Below are 2,489 nucleotides of genomic sequence, written 5' to 3'. Positions count from 1 at the left end.
CCGAATTTCACTATGCAATAGCAAAAGAGTGGAGATTTTTTGAGTGGTTTTCTCAAAAAATACTACTCGACTATTGCATTGTGGAAAGCCCTCTAAAAAAAATGAAAAAAGAATATATTTAAGGCGATATTTATCGCCTTAAATATATAGAAAAGAGTAAGCAGGGGGTAAAAAGTAGATTTTAAGCTGATATATAGCTATTGAAGGGCATTTTCTTTGGTCTAATTTTTTATACTTTTTGGTCTAATTTTTTTTGACCTTTTGGTCTAATATATAGGAGAAAGGTGATAATATGCCAAAACAAAAAACTGAAAACGAAATAATATATGGTACCCCTCCAAGATATTGACAAACATTCAGACATTAACATAAAAATTCAAATTTTCGCTAGAACGTGCATTTTTTATATGAAAATATTCAATAAAAGTTTACATTCAGAAATAAAAAGTCGCATCTTATTAAAGTTCAACTCATCCATAGTAAAAAACAGATACATTTGATCTATTCCATATTTGAACTGTACAACATATTTCTTCTCCATCTAAACTTTCTATACAACATAGGACAAACGTACAAACAAAATTGAACCTGTATGGAATACTATAGCTATAAATAAAGGGGGAATAGAAGTGAATCAAAACAACTGTAATGAACGTATTTATTGTGACCCTAAATATATTATTAAAGACACCTATATAGAAAAAGAAGTAATATATGTTCATCCTATTATTCATATTAATAGAGAGCACATACAATATGTTCCACGTCATGTTTATGAGGAAAAAACGATACATGAGGTCATAGATCCTGGATATCCAGATTGTTGTGATACAGACAAAAAAGAAAAAAAACCTTGTACTTGCTGTAGAAAAAAAAGAAATTGTTGGAGTTGGTTTTAAATCTCCTTGTTTTCACCACAGGTTTCTATCTATACAATTCCACTTAACTATTGCATAATAAAAAACTTTGCTTGATATAAACAAAAAACCTTTTCATATATTTTGGTATAAAGAACCAGAATCAAATATAAGAAAAAGTATAAGCTTAACGAATATACACAAGCTTTCTTACTAGTTAAACCCATTAAATTATAAAAGATCACTTAAAAAGGTCATCTTTTATAATTTAAAAATAACTATATATTATTTATTTTATATAAACATACTATACGATTATTACAAGAATACAAAATACCAAAAGAAATACCTTTCCTTTACTTTATAAGATCCTTTTGCAAGAAAACATCTCTTTTTAAAGAGGTGTTTTTCTTTGTTCATTTGATGTTAAATGTACAAACCTAAAAATATAACAAACATAAACTAAAAAGGATCTTTTTCACAAGGATCCTTTTTTTCTGCATTTTATAAGAAATTATCTTTTTGTTATTACAAACGTGTAACTCTTATAAAAATTTTTTGTTATTGTTCCCCTTGTTTTTGGTCTGTTCGGCTTGGCGACATACCAGCTCCCGCCGAATTCCATAATACAAGGGCAAAAAATACTACTCGACCCTTGTATTATGGAAAGCCACTTATATAGATATAGAAGGGGAATTGGTAAAAATGTAGTAATATCAATAGTTTTAGAGTTTAGTATGTTTCATGAGAGTTTACATTAATGTTTCATGTAGTGCAACATAGTTGCAACTTTCTGTTTCTTTTTTGAAACGAGTTGTTGCAATGATAAATTACAGATGGTAAAATTAGGACATGAAACATGTTGTTTCAAAAACTACACATTAATGTATAGTGGGAGGTTACATATGTTTGCAGGAAAAGAAAAAGATACAGAAGTTAAATACGTAGCCTTAGAAGATGCTGAAATTTTTGATAGTGCTAGTGAAGCCCTAGAAGCTAAAAGAGCGAAAGAAAGCCAAAAGAACAAGAATTTCATACAAATCAGTAGAGGTTTAGGAACAAAAGCATTAGCCTATATCATTTCCGAAAATGCAGTTGCAGGACAACTTTACATGTTCTTTATAGAAAATATGGATGTTAATAGCAATAGCATAATGGCCTCACATAAAATTTTAGAAGAGGTTACTGGAAAATCAAGAACAACGATATTTAGAGCAATTTCATGTCTAGAAGAAAACGGATTGATCGCTATTGGTAAAGTAGGAAATACAAACGTATATATCTTAAATCCAGAAGTAGCTTGGGCTACAAGTAGAGATAAAAAAGACTTCGTTAATTTCAAAGGTAATATTCTTCTTGGACGTACAGAAAACAAAGACCTATTTAATAAATTTGAACGTTCAAAATACATTAAAACAAATGTTTTAAGATAAAGGACAAATAAAAAGGCACTCCCTATTGCCCAGGGAGCACCTACATCTTTGAATCTGCACACAGAACATATGCCTTTTTATTTTCCTATAAATCTTTTTTAAATACAAGGAGGATGAAAAGTATGACTGCAAACCAAATGTTAGAAATGATTGTTGAGCAAAGTGTACAGGAACTAGAAAAAATTGAAAATCTTAAGGA

At 29.4% G+C, this 2,489-nt stretch carries 2 protein-coding genes; both read left to right on the top strand.

What is annotated here, in order from left to right; translation table 11 throughout:
- Positions 1-629: 629 nt before the first annotated feature.
- Entirely contained in the window at positions 630-899 is a 270-nt protein-coding gene (locus PDQ33_RS28675; protein ID WP_061130332.1) for a hypothetical protein, read from the top strand.
- An 863-nt stretch (positions 900-1,762) separates the two neighbouring features.
- Positions 1,763-2,290 carry a replication/maintenance protein RepL gene (locus PDQ33_RS28670; RefSeq protein ID WP_061130334.1) on the top strand — a complete coding sequence of 176 codons (528 nt, stop codon included), beginning with the start codon at positions 1,763-1,765 and terminating at the stop codon, positions 2,288-2,290.
- Positions 2,291-2,489 lie beyond the last annotated feature (199 nt).

This window comes from Bacillus cereus group sp. Bc031 (assembly GCF_027716265.1).
In the GTDB taxonomy this organism is placed as follows: domain Bacteria; phylum Bacillota; class Bacilli; order Bacillales; family Bacillaceae_G; genus Bacillus_A; species Bacillus_A paranthracis.
Note: the sequence above shows the minus strand (reverse complement) of the source record. Positions and strands in the feature narration are given on the sequence as shown.

What these genes read in the sequence shown, in the direction of transcription:
- PDQ33_RS28670 (WP_061130334.1), top strand. Translation starts at nt 1,763, where the DNA reads ATGTTTGCAGGAAAAGAAAAAGATACAGAAGTTAAATACGTAGCCTTA.